Origin of the sequence: Streptomyces sp. NBC_00203 (assembly GCF_045206325.1) — a bacterium.
Taxonomy (GTDB): domain Bacteria; phylum Actinomycetota; class Actinomycetes; order Streptomycetales; family Streptomycetaceae; genus Streptomyces; species Streptomyces lutosisoli.
On the sequence record NZ_CP108126.1, the window covers coordinates 4,011,692 to 4,033,146 of the forward strand.

At 67.1% G+C, this 21,455-nt stretch carries 17 protein-coding genes and 1 pseudogene; 13 read left to right on the forward strand and 5 right to left on the reverse strand.

The window, feature by feature from the left end; translation table 11 throughout:
• Nucleotides 1-95 precede the first annotated feature (95 nt).
• Both OG975_RS18065 and OG975_RS18070 read right to left on the reverse strand, forming a co-directional pair.
• Nucleotides 96-413 carry a DUF6412 domain-containing protein gene (locus tag OG975_RS18065; protein WP_406330308.1) on the reverse strand — a complete coding sequence of 106 codons (318 nt, stop codon included), beginning with the start codon at nucleotides 411-413 and terminating at the stop codon, nucleotides 96-98.
• Between the two features lie 58 nt (nucleotides 414-471).
• Entirely contained in the window at nucleotides 472-1,023 is a 552-nt protein-coding gene (locus tag OG975_RS18070) for a winged helix-turn-helix transcriptional regulator (protein ID WP_406330309.1), read from the reverse strand.
• A 140-nt stretch (nucleotides 1,024-1,163) separates the two neighbouring features.
• On the opposite strand from OG975_RS18070, the gene OG975_RS18075 reads away from it, so the two are divergent.
• Together OG975_RS18075 and OG975_RS18080 are read left to right on the forward strand one after the other, a co-directional pair.
• Nucleotides 1,164-2,582 carry an MFS transporter gene (locus tag OG975_RS18075; RefSeq protein ID WP_406330310.1) on the forward strand — a complete coding sequence of 473 codons (1,419 nt, stop codon included), beginning with the start codon at nucleotides 1,164-1,166 and terminating at the stop codon, nucleotides 2,580-2,582.
• 214 nt (nucleotides 2,583-2,796) lie between these two features.
• Nucleotides 2,797-3,411, forward strand: a complete 615-nt coding sequence (locus tag OG975_RS18080) for a hypothetical protein (protein ID WP_406330311.1) — start codon at nucleotides 2,797-2,799, stop codon at nucleotides 3,409-3,411.
• A 66-nt stretch (nucleotides 3,412-3,477) separates the two neighbouring features.
• On the opposite strand, the gene OG975_RS18085 is transcribed toward OG975_RS18080, so the two are convergent.
• The gene (locus OG975_RS18085; RefSeq protein WP_406330312.1) at nucleotides 3,478-4,299 is read right to left on the reverse strand and encodes a class E sortase; all 822 of its coding nucleotides are present in this window, start codon (nucleotides 4,297-4,299) and stop codon (nucleotides 3,478-3,480) included.
• A gap of 324 nt (nucleotides 4,300-4,623) precedes the next feature.
• Here OG975_RS18085 and OG975_RS18090 point away from each other — a divergent pair, with 324 nt between their 5' ends.
• The 7 genes from OG975_RS18090 (at nucleotide 4,624) to OG975_RS18120 (ending at nucleotide 14,475) form a co-directional block, all read left to right on the forward strand.
• Nucleotides 4,624-6,099: a beta-1,6-galactanase gene (locus OG975_RS18090; protein ID WP_406330313.1), complete on the forward strand. Its 1,476-nt coding sequence runs from the start codon at nucleotides 4,624-4,626 to the stop codon at nucleotides 6,097-6,099.
• A 248-nt stretch (nucleotides 6,100-6,347) separates the two neighbouring features.
• Entirely contained in the window at nucleotides 6,348-7,367 is a 1,020-nt protein-coding gene (locus tag OG975_RS18095) for an SEC-C metal-binding domain-containing protein (protein WP_406330314.1), read from the forward strand.
• Nucleotides 7,368-7,544: 177 nt separating this feature from the next.
• A complete protein-coding gene (locus OG975_RS18100) occupies nucleotides 7,545-9,125 on the forward strand; it encodes an ATP-binding protein (protein WP_406330316.1) in 1,581 nt (526 codons plus the stop codon).
• A gap of 119 nt (nucleotides 9,126-9,244) precedes the next feature.
• Nucleotides 9,245-12,157, forward strand: coding sequence for a Z1 domain-containing protein (locus tag OG975_RS18105; RefSeq protein ID WP_406336312.1), 2,913 nt, complete (start codon nucleotides 9,245-9,247; stop codon nucleotides 12,155-12,157).
• A 47-nt stretch (nucleotides 12,158-12,204) separates the two neighbouring features.
• Entirely contained in the window at nucleotides 12,205-13,185 is a 981-nt protein-coding gene (locus OG975_RS18110; RefSeq protein WP_406330317.1) for a NaeI family type II restriction endonuclease, read from the forward strand.
• Nucleotides 13,186-13,187: 2 nt separating this feature from the next.
• A complete protein-coding gene (locus OG975_RS18115) occupies nucleotides 13,188-13,946 on the forward strand; it encodes an NgoMIV family type II restriction endonuclease (RefSeq protein WP_406330318.1) in 759 nt (252 codons plus the stop codon).
• A 10-nt stretch (nucleotides 13,947-13,956) separates the two neighbouring features.
• Nucleotides 13,957-14,475 (forward strand): very short patch repair endonuclease, encoded by a 519-nt coding sequence (locus tag OG975_RS18120; protein ID WP_406330319.1) that lies wholly within the window; start codon nucleotides 13,957-13,959, stop codon nucleotides 14,473-14,475.
• Here the strand turns inward: OG975_RS18120 and OG975_RS18125 are convergent.
• The gene (locus tag OG975_RS18125; RefSeq protein ID WP_406330320.1) at nucleotides 14,453-15,142 is read right to left on the reverse strand and encodes a hypothetical protein; all 690 of its coding nucleotides are present in this window, start codon (nucleotides 15,140-15,142) and stop codon (nucleotides 14,453-14,455) included. The genes OG975_RS18120 and OG975_RS18125 overlap by 23 nt on opposite strands.
• 229 nt (nucleotides 15,143-15,371) lie before the next feature.
• On the opposite strand from OG975_RS18125, the gene OG975_RS18130 reads away from it, so the two are divergent.
• From OG975_RS18130 to OG975_RS18140, 3 genes are all read left to right on the forward strand, one after another.
• The gene (locus OG975_RS18130) at nucleotides 15,372-16,049 is read left to right on the forward strand and encodes a hypothetical protein (protein WP_406330321.1); all 678 of its coding nucleotides are present in this window, start codon (nucleotides 15,372-15,374) and stop codon (nucleotides 16,047-16,049) included.
• Between the two features lie 76 nt (nucleotides 16,050-16,125).
• Nucleotides 16,126-17,541 carry a ParB N-terminal domain-containing protein gene (locus OG975_RS18135; RefSeq protein ID WP_406330323.1) on the forward strand — a complete coding sequence of 472 codons (1,416 nt, stop codon included), beginning with the start codon at nucleotides 16,126-16,128 and terminating at the stop codon, nucleotides 17,539-17,541.
• On the forward strand, nucleotides 17,538-19,367 hold the full coding sequence (locus OG975_RS18140) for a DEAD/DEAH box helicase (RefSeq protein WP_406330324.1): 1,830 nt from the start codon (nucleotides 17,538-17,540) through the stop codon (nucleotides 19,365-19,367). Before OG975_RS18135 ends, OG975_RS18140 begins: the two co-directional genes overlap by 4 nt.
• Before the next feature lie 57 nt (nucleotides 19,368-19,424).
• On the opposite strand, the gene OG975_RS18145 is transcribed toward OG975_RS18140, so the two are convergent.
• Nucleotides 19,425-20,555: a DNA cytosine methyltransferase gene (locus OG975_RS18145; RefSeq protein WP_406330325.1), complete on the reverse strand. Its 1,131-nt coding sequence runs from the start codon at nucleotides 20,553-20,555 to the stop codon at nucleotides 19,425-19,427.
• Between the two features lie 471 nt (nucleotides 20,556-21,026).
• Between OG975_RS18145 and OG975_RS18150 the strand changes: the two are divergent.
• Nucleotides 21,027-21,323, forward strand: a pseudogene (locus tag OG975_RS18150) (HNH endonuclease); the annotation flags it as partial.
• Between the last annotated feature and the right edge of the window lie 132 nt (nucleotides 21,324-21,455).

Below are 21,455 nucleotides of genomic sequence, written 5' to 3' on the forward strand. Positions count from 1 at the left end.
CGGGTTACGGAATGCGGCATGACGGCCCCACGCGGGGTCCAGCTACGAACTTACGGAGATCCGGAGATGCGGAGATCCTGAGATCCGGAGAGTCCCTACGCGGCGGCCGTCGGGAGGGCACGCCCGGGGGCTCGGGGGCGCGTACGCCCCGATGCGTCGGGATCGCGTTGGGGCAGGAACGCCGTACGGTGCTCACGGTCGCGGAGGGCCGTCCGTACCCGCGTACGGGGGACGGTGGGCGCGCAGCGCGAGCCGATGAGGGCGCAGACGGCGAGCGCGGAACCGGCCGCGGCGGTCGCGGTGAACGCCACGGCGACGGCGCCGGAGACGCTGCCGGTGTCGAGCAGGGCGACCTCAAGGAGCAGAAGCAGCAGCACGGCGGCGGGACGCATGTTCGCCCAGCTACGGATCATCGCTGCTCCTCTCGCCTCTCGTGTGCCGCACGTGCATTCGTCTCCGCACGTCCTGCCGTTATACAGGATCCGCCGCGACCAGCTTCGCCGAATCCGTCTCGATCGGTTCGAGCAACCGCTTCGGCTTGAGCAGTGCCCGGCTGATCGGATCCGCCGGGTCCGGATCGAGCCCGGGGCCCGGCACCATTTCGACGTCCGGAACGGGTACGACGGTTCCGCAGACGGAGCATTCGCCGTACGGGCCGAGCTCCGTGCCGCAGGTCACGTGGCGGAAGACGCGCAGCTGGGTCTCGCTGAAGTGCTCGCGGCCCCACAGGCCGAGCGAGCGCAGGGTGGGCCAGAGCGCGATGCCCCGGTCGGTGATGACGTACTCGTCGCGCGGCGGCGACTCCTGGTAGCGGCGCTTTTCGAGGATGCCCTCGGCGGTGAGCGTCTGGAGACGGGCCGCGAGGACGGCGCGCGGGATGCCGAGGTGGCCGAGGAAGTCGTTGTAGCGCCGTACGCCGTAGAGCGCGTCGCGGACGACGAGGAGCGTCCAGCGCTCGCCGACGACCTCGAGCGCGCGGGCGATCGAGCACTCCTGCGTCGCGTAGTCCTTGCCCAGAGCCATGCCCCCCACTGTAGCCACTTTTCGACTTCTTGGTTCAGTGAACGAACCTAGGGTGTTACCGTCGAGCCAGTGAGTGGGTTCAATGACCGAACCTACCCGCGCGCCCATCCCCCACTCCACCCGTTCCGAAGGGGCAGGCCATGACCGGGCTCGACCGGACCGCCACCACCACGCACCCGACTTCCTCCGACGCGCCCTCCGCCGCCGCACCCCCGGCCGCGGACACCCCGCACGCGGCCCCCACCCTCGCCCTGACCAGCGCCGCCACCGCCGTGGCCCTCATGACCTACACGGCGCCGATGGTCACGCTCCCCGACACCGTCGCCACCCTGCACACCTCGGTCTCCGCCCAGGCCTGGCTGCTCAACGGCACCCCGCTGGGCCTGGCCGCGCTGCTCCTGGTCGCCGGCAGCCTCGCGGACGACTACGGCCGCCGCCGGATCTTCCTGGCCGGCACGGTCGCGCTCGGCATCACCACGGCACTGGGTGCGCTCGCGAACTCGACCCTCCTGTTCACCCTCACCCGTATCGCCCAGGGCGCGGCCGGCGCGGCGATCCTCGCCAGCAGCCTGGGGCTGATCGTGCACGCCTTCCCGACTCCCCGCGGACGCCTGCACGCGACCGGCGTCTGGGGCGCCTTCGTCAGCGGCGGCATCGCGGTGGGCCCGTTGCTCGCGGGCGCGATAGCGGGGTGGGACTGGCGGGCGGCGTACGCGGTGCTGGGTGCCGCCGCGCTGGTCGTCGCTCTGTTCAGCGCCCGGACACTCACCGAGTCCCGCGCGCCACGGGGCGGCCGTCCCGACCTGGCGGGGGCGCTGACGTTCGGCCTCGCGCTGGTGTCCCTGGTCGCGGCCCTGACGCTGGGCCGCGACGGCTGGCTGCGCACACCGGTGGGCCTCCTGATGCTGGCGTTCCTCGTGCTGACGTCCGTGTTCGTCGTCGTCGAGGCCCGCAGTCGTACGCCCATGATCGACCTCGGCCTGCTCCGGCACCGCCGCTTCCTCGCCTCGTCCGCGGGCGGACTCTTCACGGGCCTCGCGGTGATCGGCCTGTTCAGCTTCCTGCCGGCACTGCTCCAGCGGACGCTCGGGATGTCCGCGATGGACACGGCGTGGCTGTTCCTGCTCTGGTCAGGCCTCTCCTTCGCGGTCGCCCTCCAGGCACGGCGCCTCGCGGGCCGGGTCTCACCGCGCCACCAGCTCGCCCTCGGCTTCGCGCTGCACGCGGCCGGGGTCCTCGCGATGCTGGGTGCCGTGGACGCGGGCTCCTGGCCCCGGCTGCTCCCCGGCCTGGTCGTCGCGGGCGTGGGCAGCGGCCTCCTGAACGCCGCGCTGCCGCTGCTCGCGGTCGAGTCCGTGCCGATACAGCGGGCCGCGATGGGATCAGGGGCTCAGCAGACGTTCCGCTACATCGGTTCCTGCGCGGGCGTCGCCCTCACGATCGCGCTGGTGACCTCCACGGGTGGGCTCGCACATGGCGCGGACATCGCGATCGGTGTCTCCGCCGGGCTCGCGATGCTGGCGGCGGTGAGTGTGCTGGTGCTTCGGGAGCGGGCGTGACTGGGCAATTGGCCTGACGGGGCGATGGGCCTGACGGGCCGACGGGCCTGACCGGCCTGACCGGCCTGACCGGCCTGACGGGCCTGACGGGGGCGGCCGTAACGAGGGCCGCAACGGGGGCGTCACCCCGAGGGGCATCACCCGGGGGCGTCACGGCGGGGGGATCACCGGGGGCATCGCGGAGGGGCGCCCCCTCAGCCATAGGGTGCTGCCAATGGCGACATCGGCAGCGGACGGCGACGCCTCCGCCCAATTCCAGCTCGGCAGCGACCTGTTGCGGCAAGGGCGCCGCGAGGAAGCGAAGCTCCGGCTCGTGCCGCTGGCCGAGGCCGGTCATCTGGACGCGGTGCGCGAGCTGGCCTGGAGCGCCAGCAGGCTCGCGCACACGGACGCCCGCTACGAGACGGAGGCCGAACACTGGCTCCGCCGCGAGGCGCAGGTCAGGCAGGACCCCGACTGGCTGGTCATCATGGCCCAGGAAATGCGCTGCTGGGCATCGGGACGAGTGACCGAGGCCGAGGACCTGGTGGCCGGCATGGCGCGGGCGGGCAGCGCACGGGCCGCCAGTCAACTGGGCTTCTGGAAGCGGCGGGACGGCGACCTGGTGACCGCCGTGGAGTGGTACCGCCTCGCCGTCGAGCTGGAACATCGCTTCGCCTGGCGGGACCTGGGAGCGTGCCTGGCGAGACTGGGCCGCTTCGCCGAGGCGGAGGCGCTGTACCGCCCGCGCGCCGAGGCGGGCGACGTCGTGGCGCAGTACGAACTCGCGGGACTGCTGCACGTACAGGGAAAGGGACCGGCGCCGACGCCGCGCAGGCCCCGCCTCTAGCCGTTCGGGGCGCTTACCGCTTCTGGCGAGGTTGCTCCAGCGAGATCGCTCCCAACGAGATCCCTCCTAGCGAAGCCGCATGGACCGCAGCTTCCCCCACACCGCGAGCCGGTACTTCGAGGTGTACTCGGGGGTGCAGGTGGTGAGGGTGATGTAGTACCCGGGCGCGCTGTACCCGTACGACGGCCGGACCGTACTCCGGGGCACGCTGCGGATGACCCCGCTGTCCCGCGCCGAGGTCTGCGGAAGGGTCTTGTCGACGACGTACGTGTACACGGCGGCCTTGGTCTCGACCTCGACCGTGTCCCCGCGCTTCAGCCTGTTGATGTACCGGAACGGCTCGCCGTGCGTGTTCCGATGCCCCGCGAGCGCGAAGTTCCCTGCCTGGCCCGGCTGTTGGGTGCCCTTGTAATGGCCGACGTACCCCTTGTTGAGGACGTTCTGCTTGCTGACGCCCTCGGCGACGGGGACGCGGAGGGAGAGGCGGGGGATGGTGAGGATGGCGTAGGCCTGGGACCAACGGGGTCGCGACTGCGCGCTGTTGACGGTGCCCTGCCGCCGCGCGGGCGAGGAGGAATTCTTCGTGGCGCCGGTACCGCTACCGGTACCCGTGTCGTCGCCGCCGCTGCCGCTGTCGCCCGTCTCCGGGTCGGGAACGGCACCCGCCGTGGGGTCGGCCGCCCCCGGCGTCCCCCACTCCCTCTCCAGCGCCTGCACCTTGCGCTGGGCGTTGTGCCGGGCCTCTCGGTTGGTCCACCACAGCTGGTGGACGACAAGCAGCATGAGGACGACCCCGACGGTGACGAGGAGTTCACCCCCGGTCCACAGGGCGCGCCGCCGCCGGGCCCGCCACCGCCGGGTGCTGTGCTGCACGACGGGAACCCGCATCCGTACGCCTCCTTCGCCGGGCCCGCACGATAAGGGCTGCCTCTTCAACTCACCAGCCCCGAAGCCCCCCTGCCACGGCCACGGACCAGCGAACCTTCGGAGATCCTCCGGATATCACCATCGGAGATCCTGCGGGGAACCCTCGGGGAGGCTTCATACACTGGTTTTAGAAAGGGCTGTCATAACCCTCGACAACCTCACACGTCACACCCGATGCTTCCTGATGGCATCAGCGGGACAGGCCACCGCCGGCGGGACGCCCGGCGTTGAGTTGACGACCCATCTCCGGTGGGACGACCGGAAGTTGGGCGGGACGGAGAAGCCATGATCCGACGCAGATCACTGCTGGCGGCCGCGGGCGGTACGCTCCTCGGCAGCGCCCTGGCGACGGGCACCGCACGTGCGGACGCGACCATCGCCGTCAACCCGGCCACGACGTACGGGAAATGGGAGGGCTGGGGCACCTCGCTGGCATGGTGGGCCAACGTGTTCGGCGCCCGGGACGACTTCGCCGACCTCTTCTTCACCACCAAGTCGACGACGCACAACGGCACTTCGCTCCCCGGCCTGGGCCTGAACATCGCCCGCTACAACCTCGGCGCGTGCAGCTCGAACTCCGTGAGCGGCGAATCGATGGTCGCCTCCGCCAACATCCCCTCCTTCAAGCAGATCGAGGGCTACTGGCAGGACTGGAACAACGAGGACCCGACCTCCTCGGCCTGGAAGTGGACGGCGGACGCCCCCCAGCGGGCCGCCCTCACCAAGGCGACGGCACGGGGCGCGACGAGCGAGCTGTTCGCCAACTCCCCGATGTGGTGGATGTGCCTGAACCACAACCCGTCGGGCGCGTCCGGCGGCGGCAACAACCTCCAGTCCTGGAACTACCGCCAGCACGCCTCGCACCTGGCCGCGGTGGCGCTGTACGCGAAGAACAACTGGGGCGTGAGCTTCTCCACGGTGGAGGCCTTCAACGAGCCGAGCTCCAGCTGGTGGACGGCGACGGGCACCCAGGAGGGCTGCCACATGGACGCCTCGGTGCAGTCGGCGGTCCTCCCATACCTGCGCAGCGAGCTGGACAAGCGCGGCCTGACGGCGACGAAGATCTCGGCGTCGGACGAGACGAGCTACGACCTGGCCCGTACGACGTGGAGTTCCTTCAGCTCGACGACGAAGGGCTACGTGAACCGCGTCAACGTACACGGCTACCAGGGTTCGGGCGGCCGCCGCGACCTCCTCTACACGGACGCCGTGACCACGTCCGGCAAGAGCCTGTGGAACTCCGAGTACGGCGACGGCGACGGCACCGGCCTCACCATGGCGAGCAACCTCCTCCTCGACTTCCGCTGGCTGCACCCGACCGCCTGGGTCTACTGGCAGGTGATGGACCCGACCGCGGGCTGGGGAGTGATCAAGTACGACGCGAGCACCCTGACGGCCGGGGCGGTCGAGACGAAGCTCTACGTACTGGCCCAGTTCAGCCGCCACATCCGCCCCGGCATGACGATCGTCGACACGGGCGTCGACTACGCGGCGGCGGCGTACGACGCGACGGCGAAACGCCTGGTCATAGTGGCAGCCAACAAGTCCACCTCCTCCCAGACCCTGACCTTCGACCTCTCCCGCTTCACCACGGTGGCCGGCGGCACGAGCGGCCTGGTCCCCCGCTGGAACACGGTCACCGCAGGCACGGGCGACCTGTACGCGGCGCACTCGGACACGTATCTGAGCGGGAAGTCGGTCGCCGTGCCGTTCGCGGCGGGGGCGGTGCAGACGCTGCAGATCGACGGCGTGGTGGTCTGAGGGGGATGTGAGCGGGGGCGTGAGCGAGGGCGCGCACGGAGAGCACGAGCGAGGGCGCGCGTGGAGAGCACAAGCGGAAGCACGCGCGGAGAGCACGAGCGGAGGCGTGTGCGGAGAGCACGAGCGGGGGGCGTGAGGGAGTGCGAGCGGGGCGGGACAACCGAGCGGAATATGCCCCTGGGGACTCCCGCCCCCTGTGGCCTGCGCATCTCTCTTCTTTGACGGTCAACGGCAGTACGGTGTCACCCATGCGCCCCGACACGTCTGCCGAGCACGTCGACCACAACGCCGAAGCAGCACGCCTGGAGCGGACTGCCGGCCTCTACCCCGAGGACGCCGAACACCTGCTCCTGCAGGCCGCGGCCCACCTCGAACTGGCCGGAGACCGCCCAGGCGCGACCGCGCTCTACGACCGTCTGCTGTCGTCCTCGGCTCCCCTGGACCACCCCCACCTGGTACGAGCCCTGAAGGCGTCGAACCTCTGGGAGTACGGCCACGAGGCGGAGGCGAGGGCGATCATCGAGGGAGTCCGCACCTCCGCTCCCCGCGACCCGGCCCCCTGGGTGATCGTGGCGGAGGCGCTGGAATCCCACGACGAGCTGGAAGCGGCGCAGGACACCTTCACGAAGGCGGCGACGCTCCTCCTCGCAGACGTCTCGGAACCCCCCTACTCCACCCACCCCCTCCTCTTCGGCCGCCACCGCGTCCGCCGCATGCTGGGCGTCCCCCACGACGACTGGGACACCCTGGCCGACACCCTCCACTCGTCCCCCATCTCCCTGGACGAACTCCACGACCCGAAGCGCGTCTGGTCCCTGGGCTCGGACAACCCGGCAGAACTCCAGGCCGAGATCACCCGCCTGCGCGCGGAGCTGGGCACGTTCCGGGAGGCGCTGTCCCGCCCGTTCCCGGTGGCGGTCCTCCACTGGCCGACGGGCGAACTTGCAGAACTGACCGCGGCGTACCCCTCGCTGGCCTCCGAGTACCCGTCCCACGAGGAGCACCTCGCGACCATAGAGGCCTCACTGAGGGAGCTGGCGACCTCCGGCACGCCGAATCTGGGGATCGTGACGGGGACCGTGCCGTCGTACGAGGCCTTCGCGGCCTCGGAGGCGTCGTCACCTGCCGACCCGACGCTGCTGCCGCAGTACGCGACGACGCTGGCGGCGCGGGGGCGGGCTGTGGCTTGGCCGCCGCAGCGGGGGGTGGCTTGTTGGTGTGGGTCCGAGGCGCCCTACGGCGAGTGTCACGGGATCCCGGAGGCTTGAGACCGGCGGCGTCACGCCCCTCAGGGTTCGCCCCTGGAGCGCATCCAGGAACATCGAGCGCATTTGTTCCGGGCCCGTTGCTTCTTCACAACTCACTCACGCTAACGTCACGTGTAACCAGCTGAACTGGCATGCCCGCACACGTCCCGGGCATGTCCCGGCCCGCGAGGAACACGTATGCCGCCCTACCAGCCGTCTTCGGACTGGCAGTTCGACGTACCCACCAGCGGAAGCAAGCGGCTCCCCCCGGCAGCCAGGTCGTTCGAATCGCTCGCGCACCAGGGCTACGGCTTCGAGGCGGCCATCGCCGACCTGATCGACAACTCGATCGATGCGGGAGCCCACAACGTCGTCGTGAGCTTCCTGCGAGACACGGGCGAGCGCGGCGGACGAGACCGCCTCGTCGGCCTGCTCGTCATCGACGACGGCCATGGCATGGACGAGGCGAGCCTGGACACGGCGATGACCGTCGGCGGGCGCGAGAAGTACGCGGCAGGCGCCCTCGGGCACTTCGGTGCCGGACTGAAGGCCGCCTCCCTCTCGCATGCCGATGCGCTCACCGTGATCAGCCGGACCAAGCGCAGCCCGTCGGCCGGCCGCCGCTGGCTCACCGCCCGCGCGCAGGCCGACTTCACCTGCGACATAGTCGATGCGGCGTACTGCCAGAACCTGGTCGACCGCTACGACGGGATCATCGGCTGGCACGGCACGATCGTGCGCTGGGACCAGGTCCGCGCGTTCGAGACCATCACTGCCGGTCAGACCGACCGCTACCTCAATGACGCGATCGAACGGCTCGAGACCCACCTCGGTCTCCACCTCCACCGCTTCCTCGCCCGCGACGGCTTCGACGTGGACATCGTCGTCGAGGACGTCCACACCCGGGAGGAACTGGACCACCGGGGCGTGGAGCACATCGACCCGTTCGGCTACCGTGTCCCGGGCCGCCCGGGCTATCCCCGTACGTACGTCGCGCCTGTCGAGGGCGTCGGCGACGTCGCGCTCACCGCGCACATATGGCCGCCCAAGTCTCCGCTGGTCGCCTACCGAGGCATCGGACCGCTCGCCGAGCGCCAGGGCTTCTACCTCTACCGCAACGACCGGCTGGTCCAGGCCGGCGGTTGGAACGACACCCGCAGCCCGGAGGGCCACCTCGCCCTCGCCAGGATCGCCGTGGATCTGCCGCCCGAGCCCAACGACGTGTTCGCCCTGACCGTCAAGAAGGACGGCGTCCAGGTCACCCCGGCGTTCGCCCGAGGGCTGGAGAAGGCAGCAGTCCCCACCACGGGCCACCCCTTCACCGAATACCTCCGAGAGGCCGAGGCGGCCTACCGCGAAGCCGCCAAGCGGCGTACCGAGGTCAAGCGCATGGCCGTCATCCCGCCTGGCAAGGGCATCGACCCCAAGCTGAAGCGGACGCTGCGGGACGAACTGCCGCAGCTGGAGGGCGACGACCCCATAGCCTTCACCTGGGCCAGGCTCGACGTGCCGCCCGGCGTCGACTCCGCCGAACTGCTCTTCACGATCGACCACAAGGAGCGCCTGGTCGTCCTCAACAAGGACTACCGGCATGCCTTCAACGGCGACCGGCGCGGGGGCTCCAACGACGCCCCGGTCCTCAAGAGCCTTCTCTATCTGATGCTCAACGAGATCTTCCAGAAAGAGCGGGTCTGGGCCAATCAGACCGACAAGGTCGCCCTGTGGAACAGCGTGCTCGTCACCGCGGTACGGGCCGAACTCGCCCGCGCCGAGGGTTAGTCCACCCCTCTCCCCCGCATCTTCCCGTACACCAGAGAGGCCACACAGCCGCCGTGACCGCAGAGAACACGCCCGCTGCCGACCACCTCATCGATCTCCACGGCGAGGTCCTTGACGCGATGAGCCGACGTGGCCCCAAGCACTTCGCCAAGCTGGCCTTCGTGCTCGCCGACACCGATGAACCGGCCGACACGGACATGTCCCACTTCCGCGATCGCATCCTGACCGCGGGCCCCGGCGACGAGCTGCTCGCTCTCTGGCGCCGCAAACTCACCGCATGGGACTTCGAACAGTCCCCCGCGTGGTCGGCCACCGCGCCTCGCACCCCGGAGCGCCGCGCCGAGGTCTACGACAAGTTCGTGTTCGACGCGGATCTACGCAAAGCGCTCGACGTAGTCGTCCCGGTCCACATAGAACCGGGTCCTGTCACCATCAGCCGCGAGTTCCAGCCTTGGTACACCCGGGAGCAGGCGGCGAACCGCTCCTTCTACTGGGCTTCGTACGAGCGGCTGCTGCGCCGCAAGAAGTGGAGCGACGCGGCGGTCTCCAGTCTGGACGAGGCCGCCCATGCGGTCGTGGAGCGGCTTGCCGACCCCACCCGTGACGACCCCTATGGCGCGCGCGGACTCGTCGTCGGCTACGTACAGTCCGGCAAGACCGCCAACTTCACCGGCGTCACCGCCAAAGCCATCGACGCGGGCTACCGCCTGGTCATCGTTCTGGGCGGCACCCTGAACCTACTGCGCGGCCAGACCCAGCGCCGTCTCGACATGGAACTGATCGGCCAGGAGAACATCCTGGGCGCCGCCGACCCGAACGACCCCGACGCCCTGGTCGGCATCGACTACCAGGACGACGAGGACTGGCCCGCGAAGTTCGTCTCGTTCGGTGCCCGCCCCTCCATGCTCGGCGCCTTCGACATCGAGCGTCTGACCTCTCGCGACCGTGACTACATGGCACTGGAACGCGGCATCAGCGCCCTGGAGTTCGAGAAGCCGGACCGCACCCGTCCCCTGCACGACCCGGGGAACCTGCATGCGGCCCGCGCACGCGTCATGGTCGTGAAGAAGAACAAGTCGGTCCTGGAGAAGCTGGTCAAGGACCTCAAGAAGATGGGCCCGATCCTCGGCGAGATACCGGCCCTGATCATCGACGACGAGTCGGACCAGGCTTCGGTGAACACGACGGACCCGAAGAAGTGGGAGGACGGCAAGGTCACCCGCACGGCGATCAACGGCCAGATCAGCAAGCTCCTCAAGCTCCTGCCGCGCGCCCAGTACGTCGGCTACACCGCGACTCCCTTCGCCAACGTGTTCATCGACCCGGGCGACGAGGAGGACCTCTTCCCGCGCGACTTCCTGATCTCCCTTCCCCGCCCCACCGGTTACATGGGCGTACAGGACTTCCATGACCTGGACACGGTCGACGAAGGCGAAGGCGAGGCCGAGAAGAACCACGTTCGAGGCATCTACGACTCCACGGGCGATCGCCTCCAGGAAGCCCTCGACGCCTTCGTCCTCACGGGCGCTCTGAAGCTCTACCGCGCCGACCACGGCGTCGCCTCCGACCCCTTCCGTCACCACACGATGCTGGTGCACGAATCGGTCCGCATGGCCGAACACGCCGCACTCGCCCTGCGCATCAGCAGCATGTGGCACAACGCCGCGTACACGGGCCCGGAGGGTCACACACGCCTGGCGTCCCTCTTCGAGAAGGACTTCCACGCTTACGCGGACGGCTCCCTGCCCACTCCCACGACGTACGCGGACCTCAAGCCGTACGTTTCTCAGGCCCGCCGTCTCATCAACCAGGGCGGCAGCCCCGTCATGGTCATCAACGGCGAGAGCGAGCGCGACTACGCCCAGCCCGACCTGGACTTCGACCGCACCCCGAACGTCTGGAAGATTCTTGTCGGCGGCACCAAACTGTCCCGTGGCTTCACGGTCGAGGGCCTGACGATCACTTACTACCGCCGCACGACGCAGCAGGCCGACACCCTGATGCAGATGGGCCGCTGGTTCGGCTTCCGGCCCGGGTACCGGGACCTTGTGCGGCTGTACATCGGCCGCGAGGAGTCCCTCGGCCGCAGCCTCAACGCCAAGACCGTCGACCTGTACGAGGCCTTCGAGGCGATCTGCCGCGACGAGGAACTCTTCCGCGCCGAACTGGCCCGCTACGCCTCCTTGGTGGACGGCCGCCCCCAGGTCACCCCCGCCCAGATCCCGCCGCTGGTGGCCCAGCACCTGCCGTGGGTGAAGCCGTCGGCCCGGAACAAGATGTTCAATGCGGAGTTGGTGGAGGTGCGGTCGCCGGGTACTCCGATCGAACCGGCGGCGTACCCGCAGGACGCCAAGATGACGGCGCGGAACACCGAACGCTGGAAGCCCGTCCTCGCGGCAGTCAGTGGCACTCCAACAACATGCCTTCTGCTGCCGGATGACACTTCACCATTGTCCCGTAGCTTCCAGGCAGCCACCACGGTGATCTCGCACGCCCAGCTCCTTTCCATCCTCAGCTCGCTGGAGTGGGAGGACGGCAACGTGCTCGCCCCGCACCTGACCTACCTGTCCCAGCTCGACGGACGCCTGGCCAAGGTCGACGACTGGCTGGTCATCGCTCCGCAACGCACACAGCGCAACCGGATCGAAGCCGCCGTGCTGGGCCAGGGCCCCTTCTCTCTGTTCCGCCGAAGCCGCCAGTCCGGAAAGCTGTCCTTCGGCCGCATCTCGGGCCTGGAACATCGTTTGTACGCACAGCAGTTGATCGACCGGCCAGACTCAGCTTCCGCCGGCGACAGCTCCCCCGTACTCGGAGCGACTCAAGGCGTAGTCCTCCTGTATCCCGTCGTAGAAGCCGCCCACGACGATGAGGTGAAGGCCGTTGCCGCGACGGGCACTGCGGCAACGGACCGGGTCATCATGGCGTTCACCGTGATTCCGCCGAAGGCCGCCATCGACACGAAGCAGCAGCTCGTGCGCTTCCGAACAAGGGACTCCACTCGTCCGGATGCGGTTATTGTCAACACCCTCTGAGGCGCCATGGCTCTACACGTAACGAATGACTCACCGACGGGGAGAGCATGCTTCCTTTCGAAGAGGCCGACATCAAGGCCGCTACCTCGGTCGCCCTATGGCATGCGGCGGCCGGGGTGGACCCTGAACTCGACAAGGTCTACGAGTACATCAAGGCGCTCGACCCTACGGGCCGACGGTTTGCCAGGGTCCTTCGTGACACCATCGACCAGCTGCTCAACGGCGAGGTAACCGGACGCTACGACTGGAAGTCGCTCTTCAAGACCGAGAAGACTCACGCGGGAACTCTGGTAGAGATCAATTTGCAGCGTGAGTTCAGATTCGCGGACGGCGACGCTATGGACTACCAGATCGCCGGCGTCGACGTGGACTGCAAGTACTCCCAGCTGTTCGGCGGCTGGATGATTCCGCCGGAGGCGGTGGGTCACCTCTGCCTGCTGGCTTGGGCCGACGACTACAAGTCTCTCTGGAGTATCGGCCTCGTCCGGATACGCAATGAGTGGCTGAACACCGGAAACAACCGTGATCTCAAGCTCACGATCAAGGCGGACCACCGGGACAAGATCAAGTGGATGTGGCGCGACGAGGACCTCCCCGAGAACGTGCTCCTCCACATGGATGCCGAGGACCGTGACGCCGTGTTCACAGCGAGCTCGGGGCAGCGCCGCTTGAACGAACTCTTCCGGCGCGTCCAGAAGCGACGTATCGGCCGTAACGTCGTGCGCACGGTGGCCCAGCAGAAGGACTACATGAAGCGGGTCCGCGGCAACGGCGGCAGCCGGTCGGCGCTGAGGGCGGAGGGCATCCTCATCATGGGGGACTACGCCAGCCATCGCGAGATCGCCGGCCAGCTCGGTCTCCCGCTCCCGGACGAAGGCGAATTCGTCAGCGCCCGGGTGGTCCGCTCAAGACCGCATCACGAGGATGTCCCACGAGTCTCGCTAGACGGGAAACAATGGGTCCTCGCCCAGCCAGATGACCCCGTTGAGCCCGCCCCGGCCCTGCCTTCACACACCAGACAGGACTGACGATGAACGCGCCGTTCGCAACTGGCCTCCTCGGGTGGAAAAGGCTGGAGAAGACCGGGAATCTCGTCCCAAACAACGCGGACTCCGACAGCAATACGTCCAAACTGCTCGCTAGGCATGTTCTCGAGGCGCTGGGGGTGGAATCCGATGTCGTACTTCCCGACACCCCTGACAACCTTGGCCCCGCACTGGAACACGCGGTCTGCGATCACCTGAGAACCGCGCTGCCTCACCTGTCTCCGGAACGTACGTGGCACGTTGACCACAAGAAGACCGTGGCCGACTTCGCACAGTATGAGCACTTGGACAGAGTGGCCGAAGCGGTACGCAAAAACGCCACCCTCCGTGTTGATCTGGGCCGCGATTACCTCATCAAGCCCGATGTCACTGTAGGCGTCACGCGTCCCGCAGCAGAGGCCGCGAGGCGTCCGTACCTGCATGCCGCGGTATCCTGCAAGTGGACAATCAGGTCAGATCGCGTACAAAATGTGCGCCACGAGTTCCTCCAGATGATCAGGCACCGACGCGGTCGGCTCCCCCATCTGGTGGTGGTGACCGCGGAGCCCATGCCCAGCCGGATCGCCTCAATCGCGCGGGGGACGGGAGAAGCGGATGCCATCTACCACATCGCCTTCGATGCCCTGAAGACCGCGGTAGCCGCCGTTGGCAGCCGCCAGCAAAACGACTATCTCAGCGAGATCATCGAACAGGGCCGTCTCCTCCCTTATGGGACACTGCCGCCAACACTGTCCGGCTGGTAACTCACCACAGATGACTACTCCCACCCCAGAACCAGATCCGTCACAGGCAGGCTGGGTGCCGCCCGAGGGCTCTTGGGCGTCGTCCGCCGCGCGCCGCCGCAACATGCAGGCAATCCGAAGCCGGGACACCACTCCGGAGCGCCTTGTCCGCCGGCTGGTACACGCTCAGGGACTGCGGTACCGAGTGGCAACTCGCCCGCTCTCAGACCTTCGCCGCACCGCCGACATGGTCTTCCGGCCGGCGAAAGTAGCCGTCTTCATCGATGGTTGCTATTGGCACGGCTGCCCCGAGCATTACGTTCCTCCGAAGACCAACCCCGGCTACTGGTCCGACAAAGTGGCCAGGAACATGACCCGCGACCGCGATACGGATGAGCGCCTACGGGCAGCTGGCTGGCTCGTCTTGCGCTTCTGGGAGCACGAGTCAGCGGAAGAATGCAGCGAGGCGATCTGTCACGCGGTGACATCCAGACGCCAGGCCTCGCCCGGCAGCACGCCGGACACCCCTACTGAGCAAGGGACATCTTGAGTACTCGCCGGGCCATGGTGTTGTCCTCGATCCTCATAAACTCATAGGCGATCTCAGCTAGTTGACGCACATCGCGCCCGGCCTGCGCATAGCGGAGGATCACGTCCGCCTCGGAACGCAGCCCGCGCGCCCTGCACGCGGCCACCGCGTGAGCCACCTCTGCCGGGCCACCCGCCATGCCGACGTGCCGCAGGATGCCGGCAACATCCTCGGCCTTTCTGGTCTGCTTCATGTCCAACAGGACCAGCGCCGTGGGCCATTGTCCTTGCCCGTGTTGCCGGTCCCCCTGCGCCGGGGGGACCGGCAACGCGGGCGCCTGGCAGCTCGCGCACAGAGGCGCCGGCGGTTCACATGCCTTCACCCGGAGGCCCTCAAGTTCCTCCCAGGTGACCGGCATGGAGGCGTCGTTCGTTCGCGCGGCGGCCTCCGCCAGGTCGTAGAGCGCGCGGATCACCTCCCGCTTGGGCCTGCGTATGCGTGCGTTGAGAAGATCGGAGAGTGCGCTCGCTGAAGCGTCGCAGCCACGATTGCGCCTCTCCAGCGCCTCATGCGTCTGCCTCAGCGACAGTCCGACCACCGCCATCAGACCGCGCAAGGCCCTGACGAGGGCCTTTCTCTCATCCGGAATTTCGGCATCCAGTTCTCTGAAGTGACCCGGTCGCGGCACGCCAGCTCCTTCTGTCCTCACCGCATGGAAAAACAACGGCATTTGACAACAGTGTGCCGCCGCCCATCCTTAACTGGCACCTCAGCCATGTCCGGATAATCATCTGGACACTCAATCACTTCCGTTCCAGCCGGACTTGCAGTTCCGTTGTGTCCAACGGGCCACAGTCAGGCATCAACCGTCCTGGCATGCAGTCGAGCTGGCCCACTCAGGCTCCGCGAGGTGGCAGATGAGCACGGCCTTGCCTTCATGGCAGGACAGCAAGCTGGGCACGATGAAGCGCGCCGCACTCTGGCTTGTCCAGGTAGTTGGCGAAGGGAACGTCTTCACCAAGGCGGAGCTCCGTGAGGCCTTTCCGGATGTGGCACAGATCGACCGCCGCATGCGGGATCTCCGCGATTTCGGGTGGAAGATCGACACCAAGCGCGAGGACCTCGACCTCGACTCCAACGAACAGCGCTATGTACAGCGAGGCGAGCCCGTCTGGGAGCCGGGCCGCGGCACTCGGCCCAGGAGCGCGATCACGGTGAACCAGCGGCGGGAGCTGCTGGCCACCTACAACAACAAGTGCAGTTCGTGCGGTGCCACCCCGGGAGACACGTATGCCGACTCGGAGGTCACAGCTCAGCTCGACGTGGCCACCCGTGAAGTCCTGCTGCCGAACGGTACGAAGGCGCTCCAGTACGTCGTCGAGTGCAACCGCTGCCGTGTCGGCGGCATCGGTTCCACGTACGACGTACCGGCGCTGCTCTCCGAAGCCACGTCACTGCCTTCGTTTGAACTCGACATCCTGAAGACCTGGATCAAACAGGACGCCCGGATGTTCAGCGCCGTCGAAGACGTCTGGGCGAAGTACCGCGCCCTGCCGGCTGAGGCACGTGAAGCCTTCCGTGACGGTCTGAACTGAACCCCCGCGGGGGCGGGCCAACTGCCGGCGCGCCCCCATCAGTCCCAACAGCTCACTCCAGCTACGAGAGGTACCTATGCCGACGGACTTTGGCGTCCCGCCGACTGCGGAAGAGAACCGCGCCCAGGTCGAGCAGCGGCTCCAGGACGCACGCACAGGCGGCGCGGTGCCTGAGACGCTCCGCGTGGAGTTCCGGGGCCGCCCGATCCACGTCGAAGTCATCGACATGCCCGTGGACCAGCTCTACTACAACCCCGCAACGCACAGAGTCAGTGCGCAGCGCGCCCACGACCCCTTGCGGGAACAGGAACTGGCGAAAGACAAGTGGTCCGACGCCGGCCAGAGCTACCTGCACCATCTACTGATGGCCAAGCCGTCTGACCCGCACGTGCGTGACCCGGAATTCGACAAGCTGATGCAGAGCCTTCAAGAATTCAAACAGAACGAACCAGGGCTCATTTCCCGTGAAGGTGTAATCGTCAACGGAAACACCCGTCGGGCCGCGCTCAAAGAGCTGGGCGTCCAAACCATCCGTGTCGGCGTGTTGCCCGCCAGCTGCACCTGGGCCGATATTCGCTCAGTCGAACTCTCTTTGCAGCTCAGGCCTGACCGCCGGCGCGAGTACTCCTACATTAACCGCCTGATGGCCATTGAGGAGCAGGTGAAGCCAGGCCTCCCCCTCGCCGCCATCGCCAAGCTGTTTCACACCACGACACCGGCACTGGAACGGGATACCTGGGTTCTCGGACAGCTGCACGACCTGGTGAAGCGCAGCGAGCACGGCCAGATCAAACTGCGCCTAATGGACTTCGAGGATGCCCAAGAGAGCTTCGCCGAGCTTTACCGGACTTACGTCAAAGAGAAGGCCAAGAACAAGCAGAAAGCCGTCACTCTTCTCGAGTACCGACTGGCAGCCATTGTCCTTGATTTCGCCAAAACCGACATTCGTGCCATCCGCACTGACTTCCTGGAGAAGTACCTGGAGCATCGCTTGCCTGAGGGGCCTTGGGCCATAACGCCCGAGCCGGCGAAGGCGGTTCCCATCCCGGGCCTCAACCGTTCTGTGCCGGCGCCAAGTTCCGAAACAGCCATGGCGCGCACCCTCACCGACTCGCTCCTCAGGGCCAAGGCCACGCAGAAGTCCGGGTCTGCCGCGACTCCCTCGGAGATGGCTGAGGCCAACAGCTCCGTAACCCTGATGAAGCACGCGTTCGATGAATCGATCGAGGCCGCTCAGGACGCGATTCGCAAGCAGAAGAAGCGGCTCGCCGCTCCCGACCGCGTCATCGCCGCAGTCGACGATCTTCAGCAATGCGTCACAGACCTGGTGCTGGCCCGAGGCAACAACAGCCTGGACGAAGGCGCCTTCGATGACACGCTGATCGCACTCAGGCAAGCACTGGCCAAGGTGTCAGTTGAGGCCTCTAAAAGCATTCAGCTCCCGGGTGAGGGTCTGTCATGGCTGCGTGAGGCCGTGGCAGGGCAGCGATGATGCACTCTGCCCTCCCGTCCCTCCGGATCACCTTCGACGTCACGAGGACGCGGGCGGTGCTCCGTGCCCGGCCAGGCCTGGAAGGAGACTTCGGAATGCTGGCCACGCGGGTGACTCCGGGTGGCCAGCGGGGCCCACTGACGTCGGATGCTGATCTGGACAGTTTCCTGTCCTCCATTGGCGAGCTGGCGGACTGGCCTCACGCGGATGTCGACTGGGAGCCTGAGCTGGCCAACCTGGTCAGCGGTGTTCTTGACGACTCCGAGACCGTACAAGGCCGGCTCGGCTCACCGCCTTCCGACGCCCGGCAGGCGCCGCTCGCGCCAGAGGACGTCCACGCGCTGCTAGGCGCGGGCTGGCAGGCAGACCTCACTTCATTCCAGCTCCGGGATATCGGGGAGCTGTTGTCCCTGGGCCACGGTGCGAACTTCAGCGTTCCAGGAGCCGGCAAGACCCGCACGGCACTGGCAGTGTTCAGCGCCCTCCGTGAGCAAGGCGAAGTCCGGCGTCTTCTCGTCGTCTGTCCCAAATCAGCATACGAAGCCTGGCAATTCGAGGGGGACGCCTGCTTCAAGGAACCCCTGCTGACTTCCGTAATGGACAACGGATCCCTCGACCCCGAAGCTGATGTCGTCCTGGTCAACTACGAGCGGCTGTCCGGCTCCGTCAGCCGTCTTGCAGAGTGGCTGCGCACGGCACCGGCGATGTTTGTGCTCGACGAAGCGCACCGTATGAAACTCGGAGCCCGCGGCGCCTACGGCTCTGCCTGCCTATCGCTTGGACCGCTAGCCCGACGGCGCCTCATTCTCACCGGGACGCCAGCCCCCAACGGTGCCCGGGACCTGGAAAGCCTGCTCTCGTTCGTCTGGCCAGGACGCGGCAAGCAGCTCGTCGTCGAAGCTGTCAGCGGTGGCGATCTCGCTTACGCGAGCCAGGCTCTGCGTCCGCTGTTCACTCGGACAACGAAGAAGGAACTGGGTCTTCCTCCATTTGAACCCCAAGTCCGCTACGTCGAACTTCCCCCACTGCACCGCGAGTTGTACAACGCGCTCAAGGGGGACCCGTCCTCCCGCCGGGGAGACCTGGCTTCTCTCGGCAAGGCAGCGATGCGCGTGCTGATGGCTGCGATCAGCCCGGCTCTGCTGGCCCCCAGCGACAGCCCCTACGACCCGCTCGCCTTTCAGCTGCCGGCGCTTGACGTCCCCGACGGCGATTCGCTGCACGCTCTGCTCCAGCGGCTTCCTCAGCATGAGCTCTCACCCAAGTACGCGGAAACCGTTCGAATCGTCGCACGGAACGCGCGGGCCGGTCGCAAGACACTGGTCTGGACTGGGTTCATCCGAAGCCAGAAAACCCTGGAGGAGCTACTGGCACCGCATGCCCCGGCTTCCGTTTACGGCGCCACCCCGACCCAGGACCGGGAGGCTGAGCTCAGCCGTTTCCGTGAGGACCCGTCGTGCATGGTCCTGATCTCCAATCCCGCGACCCTTGGTGAAGGAATTAGCCTTCACCAGGTCTGTCACGACGCCGTGTACGTGGATCGCGACTTCATGGCTGGCCGCTTCCTCCAGAGCCTTGACCGCATTCACCGGCTGGGGCTGCCTCCGGACATTGAGACACGGGTGACGGTCCTAGCCGCCCGGGGCACGATCGACGAAATCGTCGCCATGCGTCTCGAAAAGAAGCTGCACTTCCTGGGTAGCGTGCTCGACGACCCTGCGGTGCGACAACTCGGCGATCTCCAAGAGGAGGAGATCACGGGGCTGGGCATGGACGCCGATGACATCCATGCCCTCCTCGCACACTTGGACAGTCAGCTCCCATGACGGGCGGCTGACATGCCGGACCGCTCCAGTGCGCTCCCGCTCCTCAGGCGCCCTCAGTCACCAGCCGCCACCACGCTTGCGGTCGGCCTTGAGTACCTCGATGATCGATTCGCCGATGGCCTGCGCGACGGGCGGCGGAAACGCATTCCCGACCTGCCGATACTGGGCCGTCTTGCCTCCCGTGAAGTCCCACTCCGTCGGAAACCCCTGAATGATCGCGGCCTGTCGAACCGTGAGCATTGGGCCTCCGGCACGGAACAGATCCCGGTCCTCAGTGCCGGTCGGCTCACCGTTCACTGGAGCGTTGGCCACGCCCATGCCCGAGACCCCTAGCGCTCGCCATGCCTTCTTAGCCCGGCTAGGGCCGAGGTCGGCGCCTCCGTGTTTCTTGGAGCCGCCGACAAGCGTGGGAGCCACGTCCTTACCAGCGTCCTTCTTCCAGTCGTCGAACACCTGCTGCGCCTGGGCGGCCCGAGGTCCGCCCTCAAACGGCTTGATGCGCTCCTCCATCGTCTTCTTAAGCGCATCGAAGACGGTGACCCTCTTGGCACTGGGCGCCGGAGCTTCGTACTTCAGATCCTTGAGGACGTCCTTGCGGAAGGCGACGAGGATGGAGCGGGGCCTCAGCTGCGGAACGCCGAACTGCTCCGCCTCGTAAACCTTCCACCCCACAACCTCATAGCCAGGCAGTCCGTCATCGTCAGGCTCCATCTCCTCAAGGCTGGCCTGGATTCGTGACCTGTAGTCGTCGAACTTGGCGTCCATGAGGCCACGGACGTTCTCAATCATCACGGCCCGGGGGCGGATGAGTTCGGCCAGCTCCAGGATGCGCGGGAAGAGATCACGCTCATCGTCCTCACCGAGCTGCTTGCCAGCGTGGGAGAAAGGCGGGCACGGGACCCCGCCGGCGAGCAGGTCAACCTCACCCCGCCGATACAGACCAGCACTCTTCTCCAGGTCACGCTCGGGATCAAACTCAAGCACGTCCTTGCAGAGAACATCGCAGTTGTCGCGCTCCCAGTCCCACTTCGGGTGCACCTCGATGTTTTCACGCAGGGTCGCCGCCGCGTACTTGTCGATCTCGACGAGGGCAAGGTGTCTGAAACCGGCCAAGTGCAGTCCGATCGCCTGTCCGCCAGCGCCGGCACAGATCTCGATCGACGTGTAGCCCCGGTCAGTCCCGGTCATGGCCCCTCCTCTTGCACGAATTCCAGTGACGCCTCATACGGCAGCCATCACAGAGGGTGACATGACCCACTGACATTGCGACTCGACACGGCGGCACACACCAGTGTGCGGCATCCTCTGCCCCACCTTGGTCACCAACAGCATGGCGATTTCGAATGCTCGTACGATATCGCTGTGGCGAAAATCAACTGGCCGCGTGACGAGCTGTTGCTGGCCTGCGCGCTCGTTGTCGAAAACGGCTGGCGTGAGCTGCGGCCAGCCGACAGGCGGGTGCAGAACCTGCCCAAGACCCTCAGGAAGCTTCCGTTGCACGATGGCGCGGCGGCAGACCCGAAGTTCCGCTCTCCTGGCAGCGTCAGCCGCAAGACGGGCGACATCGTGACAGTCCGCGCCGGGTATCACGGGGTCGCTACGAAGGGTGGCCAGCTGACCCGCGAGGTGGTGGCCGACTTCACAGAGCGCACCGACGAGATGCTCTCCGCCGCCCAGGCTCTGTACGCGGGCGTGGCATCCACCGAAATCGTCCGCATACCCGCCCAGGAAGGCGGGACGGCCTTGGCACGCGAGGGGCAGCTCCTCAGACGCTGGGCCCTCTACCGTGAGCGGAACAAGCCCCTGCGCGACCGGAAGATCCAGGCGGTCCTGGAAGAGAGCATCCCTCTGCGGTGCGAGGTGTGCTCGTTCAACTTCACCGCCGCCTACAGCGAACTGGGAGACGGCTACATCGAGGTCCACCACAGCCTGCCTCTCCACATATCGGGGGTGACAGAGACCCGGATCGCGGATCTCGCCCTCCTGTGCGCGAACTGCCACCGCATGTGCCACAGGAGTTCCGCGGAGAATCCTGGCGCACCCCGGCCGCCCTCCGGAGGCAGATACGGAAGTCCGTTTAAACCCTGC

Excerpts from the sequence above, each read along its gene's own strand:
- OG975_RS18065 (WP_406330308.1), bottom strand. The coding sequence starts at position 413 with ATGATCCGTAGCTGGGCGAACATGCGTCCCGCCGCCGTGCTGCTGCTT.
- OG975_RS18070 (WP_406330309.1), bottom strand. The coding sequence starts at position 1,023 with ATGGCTCTGGGCAAGGACTACGCGACGCAGGAGTGCTCGATCGCCCGC.
- OG975_RS18075 (WP_406330310.1), top strand. The coding sequence starts at position 1,164 with ATGACCGGGCTCGACCGGACCGCCACCACCACGCACCCGACTTCCTCC.
- OG975_RS18080 (WP_406330311.1), top strand. The coding sequence starts at position 2,797 with ATGGCGACATCGGCAGCGGACGGCGACGCCTCCGCCCAATTCCAGCTC.
- OG975_RS18085 (WP_406330312.1), bottom strand. The coding sequence starts at position 4,299 with ATGCGGGTTCCCGTCGTGCAGCACAGCACCCGGCGGTGGCGGGCCCGG.
- OG975_RS18090 (WP_406330313.1), top strand. The coding sequence starts at position 4,624 with ATGATCCGACGCAGATCACTGCTGGCGGCCGCGGGCGGTACGCTCCTC.
- OG975_RS18095 (WP_406330314.1), top strand. The coding sequence starts at position 6,348 with ATGCGCCCCGACACGTCTGCCGAGCACGTCGACCACAACGCCGAAGCA.
- OG975_RS18100 (WP_406330316.1), top strand. The coding sequence starts at position 7,545 with ATGCCGCCCTACCAGCCGTCTTCGGACTGGCAGTTCGACGTACCCACC.
- OG975_RS18105 (WP_406336312.1), top strand. The coding sequence starts at position 9,245 with ATGAGCCGACGTGGCCCCAAGCACTTCGCCAAGCTGGCCTTCGTGCTC.
- OG975_RS18110 (WP_406330317.1), top strand. The coding sequence starts at position 12,205 with ATGCTTCCTTTCGAAGAGGCCGACATCAAGGCCGCTACCTCGGTCGCC.
- OG975_RS18115 (WP_406330318.1), top strand. The coding sequence starts at position 13,188 with ATGAACGCGCCGTTCGCAACTGGCCTCCTCGGGTGGAAAAGGCTGGAG.
- OG975_RS18120 (WP_406330319.1), top strand. The coding sequence starts at position 13,957 with ATGACTACTCCCACCCCAGAACCAGATCCGTCACAGGCAGGCTGGGTG.
- OG975_RS18130 (WP_406330321.1), top strand. The coding sequence starts at position 15,372 with ATGAGCACGGCCTTGCCTTCATGGCAGGACAGCAAGCTGGGCACGATG.
- OG975_RS18135 (WP_406330323.1), top strand. The coding sequence starts at position 16,126 with ATGCCGACGGACTTTGGCGTCCCGCCGACTGCGGAAGAGAACCGCGCC.
- OG975_RS18140 (WP_406330324.1), top strand. The coding sequence starts at position 17,538 with ATGATGCACTCTGCCCTCCCGTCCCTCCGGATCACCTTCGACGTCACG.
- OG975_RS18145 (WP_406330325.1), bottom strand. The coding sequence starts at position 20,555 with ATGACCGGGACTGACCGGGGCTACACGTCGATCGAGATCTGTGCCGGC.